Raw genomic sequence first — 3,618 nt, 5'->3', positions numbered from 1 at the left:
TGGGCAGGAACAAGGTTATTTATTTGCTAATACCCATGAACACCCATGGGGTCACACCTTCAGTCTCACGCATCCGCGCCTTTAAAAGCTGATCTTCAAGATCGGAAATAGCAAATGAAATTTCCAATCGTGTTTCCATGTCATCCGCCGCGAAGAACTCTTCACGCATCAGTTCAATTTCTTCCATCAGATTTGCGATTTCATCCATTGTAAAAACCTCTTGTGATTTAAAGTTTTAGCACTCTGCAAAGGACTGTGTACCGCACCACTTCTTAACCTTTAACATTTTGGATTCTTCCACCTCCCCGAATCCTCACCAGCTTCCTGCTGGCTGTGTGTGCGTAGCGTCGTGCTATGTGTGTAGTATGTCTTTTTTAACTTATTGTGTAAATCTTTTTTTTACACTTTATGACAAAAGGATGTTTCATCAATGAATTGCAGCGCCTTCAAGAATTGGAACAATGACATCCTTTGATTCCATACAAGCACCAAGAAAACCATTAGCGAAATCACTTCCCTCAATTCCCCGCAAAGTTGCTGAAAGCATTAAAATTTGCATCGTAATTACTTCTGTTGGATTTTCGCTATTCATCGCGGCAACTACGGCTTTCGTTCCTTCCTGAATAGCCATGTCTTTGCCATGGCTGGAAATCAAGAAATTTTGAATGTTTCTGTAATAATCACTCATTCTATGCCTCTCAAAAAAATATCACGGCATTCAATCGCCATGCTAAGGCGATCTCTCAAGCGCTTGATTTCCTTTTCATCCCTGCGAATTTCAACAATATGCAGCTTATGCTCCTCATCCATCATTTCTGGATGAAACGAAAACCAGTGCCACACATCACGTCCAGTCAATTCCATGCCGCCGATGCACTGCCAGTAGTAATCAGGGCATTCCAGCAGTAAATCATCTGCGGTTTTGATGCGGCTCAGGTAGCGCACATGGGTTGAGTATTTTGGCGCTTTGGCCTCGATACCGGCATCCATACCAATCAGCCCATCAGGTGTGCAGCCATAATTACCACAAGCAGAAACAATGAATTCCTGGCTATTGCCTGTCATGTACAGTTCCAGCCCGGTTTTATCCGCAAAGCGCTGGATGGCCTCCGCTTCCCGCTCTTTGCCAGCTTCAATGTATGCGGTAGTAAATTCATCCTCAAGATTGAAATTAGTGATCCGTTGGGCTGCGATCTTTTCAATGTAGTCATGAGCCGTTTTTCCGAACACCTCACCTTTTCCTCTCCCGGAAACAAACAGCTTTCCGAACATTGAAGCACTGAATTTCCCCCATCGCTGTTTTTTCCATTTTATTTCTGGCGATTCCGCAACCGATACCGGCTGCATTGCAAAAACATTTGTTAGGTCTGAAAGCGTAGCCAGTGAAGGCGGTAAGCCCGCCCCAACTGATGCGCTATCACTCAGGCTGGTGAGTGAGTGCAACATGAGCATCCTCCTCTGATGTTGTCGCCATGAGTTGCGCAAGTTGTGCGGACTTTGTGTTTTTCGCCATAGTCATTATCGGCTTGAAGTGCGACGGGAGAAGATGCTCAAACTGAGACAGGTTTACAGGCAAAATACCAACTTCCCATGCTCCATACTTTCGGCTGGCTGTTCCCTTTCGTCCAAGATATTTGATCTGGATTGCGGTAAGCGGTTCGATTCCGAAAGACCCGATAGTTTCCGCCAGAACTTTGGAACTTGAAACGTAAATCTTGAACGTTCCATTTTCAAATGCAAGGAACATGACTGTATGGCGCGGCGTCGGAACAATTGCGCCTGTCTTTTCGTCAAGCTTGTCTTCCATTTCATACTTATAAGCTAGGTGGAATGCATTGATTACAGTTCCAGCGCTCAGGTTATCAAGCGACAAGTACGTGCTGGAAATACAAAGCGCGTCCTTTTGCGCGGCTTCCATTGCCGCTTTTAATTCATTAAGTCCTGTTTTAACTTCTTCACTCATTTCAATTGCTCCTGGCTTCATTGTTTTAAACTTTTCCCGCAAGTCTTCCAGAATTTAACCGGAAGACTTAAAGGAATTTTTAAAGGAAGGTTTATTCTTGTTCTGCTTCTATCTCAACAGCAACGCTAAACACATCACCGGCATCCATTCCATCAAGATCACCATCGAAATACATTTCATCAAGTTTTTCAAAAGTGCTTTCAGAAAAAGCTTTTGGGTTCATCCAGAATGATGGTGCGTCCATCTCGTCATGTACATTTGAATTAATCATTTTTGATACCTCTTTGTTTTTGATCTTGATGTGCTCATTATACATTGTAACAAAAAGTTGTAAATCTTTTTTTTACATATAGGTCACAAAGAAGACGAATGGCGCAATCCAACCTCATTCTCAATAGCGGAAAATTCAACAGGTTGCCCTGTTTCGATTTCAATAATTCGCAATTCAAAGCCAGTTGCCTTCAGCAATGCCTGAAGAGTATCAACACGGCAATCTCCTGTTTGCAGTACACGCCTTAATGTGTTCAGGTGAACACCGGCTTGCTCTGCAATAATGATTTGCTGAATGTGTTTTCCAGTCTTCTGCCTGCGGAATTCTGGACGTTTTGATATTGCAAACCACCAGTCATTTATCATTTTCATGCTGCCACCTTCTTTTTATCTTCACGTCCTTTTTCAATGCCACTCCAAAAAGCATCTTTAAGGATTGCCCCAGCTTGTTCGGCGTTGAGTCTACATTGTTCCTGGTACTCATTGACCTGTTTCGATGCAAGAGCTGGCGATGTTAGTGCATCGTCTTGTTGCGCAATGATAGGCAGCTGATCAGCAATTGCCGTTGCCGTGCTTATCAGTGCGCAGCCTGCTTTCGTCGGTGATCTCTGAGGAAGAAGGCTAATGGCATATTCACGCTGTAGCTTACCTGTCTGCACAGCCAATGCCAGCACCTTTTCCCTATGCTCGATGTCAAAACCTAGCGAAACAGACCATTTGACAGGCGTAATGTCTGCCCGCGCTCTTGCGCATTCAGCCCGGTAAACCTCAAGGAATGCTATCCGCGCTTGAATCATCTCACCAGCATCAATCAACGGTGCAGCCACAGACAAACCTGACATCATCTCAGCAGTCAGCAGCGCAGTTTCATGCTCAGACCTTGGCAATCCAGCCCACGCCTGCTCTGGCGTAGGCCGACCATCATTTATTCGCTCAATGACATCCGCGATTGTAAGGCGCTTGCATTCGCGCCTTGTTCTTTTCAGTGCAGCGCGAACAGCATCAAGGCTATACGCGCTTAAGTCTTCAACCATCATGAGCAATGCGTTTTCCGATAAACGCAAACTCATAACCTCGGCTGTTGCAGTTATCTGTACTGCCAGTTCTTTTTTTTGATCTGGACTCATGATTCTGTCTGCACTTCTGAAACTTCAGTCTCAGCATTCAACCATCCACGCTCGATTGCTATTTCTTGTAAAATTGGCTTCCAAAGCTTCCAGAATTTTAAGGCTCTTTTGCCGTCCATTTCGGCAATTCGCCTGTCATTAAATGACAACCAGTCTTTTAATGAATGGAATTGGCAGCCTATTTTAATGTGTGTGCAAGTTGCGAAAATCATGTAATTCGATGTAGCTACGCTAGGAGTAGCATAAAATACGTCGGCA

At 44.4% G+C, this 3,618-nt stretch carries 8 protein-coding genes; all 8 read right to left on the bottom strand.

What is annotated here, in order from left to right:
* Positions 1-19 precede the first annotated feature (19 nt).
* Entirely contained in the window at positions 20-208 is a 189-nt protein-coding gene (locus VSS37_RS03325) for a hypothetical protein (RefSeq protein ID WP_324693231.1), read from the bottom strand.
* Between the two features lie 219 nt (positions 209-427).
* Positions 428-688 carry a hypothetical protein gene (locus VSS37_RS03320; RefSeq protein WP_324693230.1) on the bottom strand — a complete coding sequence of 87 codons (261 nt, stop codon included), beginning with the start codon at positions 686-688 and terminating at the stop codon, positions 428-430.
* A complete protein-coding gene (locus VSS37_RS03315; protein ID WP_324693229.1) occupies positions 685-1,446 on the bottom strand; it encodes a YqaJ viral recombinase family protein in 762 nt (253 codons plus the stop codon). The genes VSS37_RS03320 and VSS37_RS03315 overlap by 4 nt, the downstream gene beginning before the upstream one ends.
* Positions 1,418-1,963: a hypothetical protein gene (locus tag VSS37_RS03310; RefSeq protein WP_324693228.1), complete on the bottom strand. Its 546-nt coding sequence runs from the start codon at positions 1,961-1,963 to the stop codon at positions 1,418-1,420. Before VSS37_RS03310 ends, VSS37_RS03315 begins: the two co-directional genes overlap by 29 nt.
* Before the next feature lie 91 nt (positions 1,964-2,054).
* A complete protein-coding gene (locus VSS37_RS03305; RefSeq protein WP_324693227.1) occupies positions 2,055-2,234 on the bottom strand; it encodes a hypothetical protein in 180 nt (59 codons plus the stop codon).
* Between the two features lie 83 nt (positions 2,235-2,317).
* Complete coding sequence (locus VSS37_RS03300) at positions 2,318-2,605, bottom strand: hypothetical protein (protein ID WP_324693226.1); 288 nt, start codon at positions 2,603-2,605, stop codon at positions 2,318-2,320.
* Complete coding sequence (locus tag VSS37_RS03295) at positions 2,602-3,360, bottom strand: hypothetical protein (protein ID WP_324693225.1); 759 nt, start codon at positions 3,358-3,360, stop codon at positions 2,602-2,604. The genes VSS37_RS03300 and VSS37_RS03295 overlap by 4 nt, the downstream gene beginning before the upstream one ends.
* On the bottom strand, positions 3,357-3,618 hold a 262-nt coding region (locus VSS37_RS03290; protein ID WP_324693224.1), incomplete at its 5' end, for a hypothetical protein. The genes VSS37_RS03290 and VSS37_RS03295, both read right to left, overlap by 4 nt.

It is taken from the genome of Candidatus Thiothrix phosphatis (genome assembly GCF_035668035.1).
GTDB lineage: Bacteria > Pseudomonadota > Gammaproteobacteria > Thiotrichales > Thiotrichaceae > Thiothrix > Thiothrix phosphatis.
Note: the sequence above shows the minus strand (reverse complement) of the source record. Positions and strands in the feature narration are given on the sequence as shown.

What these genes read in the sequence shown, in the direction of transcription:
- VSS37_RS03300 (WP_324693226.1), bottom strand. Translation starts at nt 2,605, where the DNA reads ATGAAAATGATAAATGACTGGTGGTTTGCAATATCAAAACGTCCAGAA.
- VSS37_RS03320 (WP_324693230.1), bottom strand. Translation starts at nt 688, where the DNA reads ATGAGTGATTATTACAGAAACATTCAAAATTTCTTGATTTCCAGCCAT.
- VSS37_RS03305 (WP_324693227.1), bottom strand. Translation starts at nt 2,234, where the DNA reads ATGATTAATTCAAATGTACATGACGAGATGGACGCACCATCATTCTGG.
- VSS37_RS03310 (WP_324693228.1), bottom strand. Translation starts at nt 1,963, where the DNA reads ATGAGTGAAGAAGTTAAAACAGGACTTAATGAATTAAAAGCGGCAATG.
- VSS37_RS03325 (WP_324693231.1), bottom strand. Translation starts at nt 208, where the DNA reads ATGGATGAAATCGCAAATCTGATGGAAGAAATTGAACTGATGCGTGAA.
- VSS37_RS03315 (WP_324693229.1), bottom strand. Translation starts at nt 1,446, where the DNA reads ATGTTGCACTCACTCACCAGCCTGAGTGATAGCGCATCAGTTGGGGCG.
- VSS37_RS03295 (WP_324693225.1), bottom strand. Translation starts at nt 3,360, where the DNA reads ATGAGTCCAGATCAAAAAAAAGAACTGGCAGTACAGATAACTGCAACA.